Genomic DNA, 577 nt, shown 5'->3' with positions numbered 1-577 from the left:
GGGGTGAGGACAGTGTCTGGTGGGTAGTTTGACTGGGGCGGTCTCCTCCCAAAGAGTAACGGAGGAGCACGAAGGTTAGCTAATCACGGTCGGACATCGTGAGGTTAGTGCAAAGGCATAAGCTAGCTTGACTGCGAGAGTGACGGCTCGAGCAGGTACGAAAGTAGGTCTTAGTGATCCGGTGGTTCTGAATGGAAGGGCCATCGCTCAACGGATAAAAGGTACTCCGGGGATAACAGGCTGATACCGCCCAAGAGTTCATATCGACGGCGGTGTTTGGCACCTCGATGTCGGCTCATCACATCCTGGGGCTGAAGTAGGTCCCAAGGGTATGGCTGTTCGCCATTTAAAGTGGTACGCGAGCTGGGTTTAGAACGTCGTGAGACAGTTCGGTCCCTATCTGCCGTGGGCGTTGGAAGATTGAGAGGGGTTGCTCCTAGTACGAGAGGACCGGAGTGAACGCACCACTGGTGTTCGGGTTGTCATGCCAATGGCATTGCCCGGTAGCTAAGTGCGGAAAAGATAAGCGCTGAAAGCATCTAAGCGCGAAACTTGCCTCAAGATGAGTCTTCCCTGG

1 rRNA gene is annotated in these 577 nt (G+C 54.4%); it reads left to right on the top strand.

The window, feature by feature from the left end:
• Nucleotides 1-577: ribosomal RNA gene (locus tag ACJ8IJ_RS23895) — 23S ribosomal RNA — on the top strand; the annotation flags it as partial.

It is taken from the genome of Serratia sp. CY40230 (assembly GCF_052168835.1).
Classification (GTDB): Bacteria; Pseudomonadota; Gammaproteobacteria; order Enterobacterales; family Enterobacteriaceae; genus Serratia; species Serratia nematodiphila.
The sequence above is the reverse complement of the archived record's forward strand: the minus strand, read 5'-3'. Positions and strand labels throughout refer to the sequence as shown.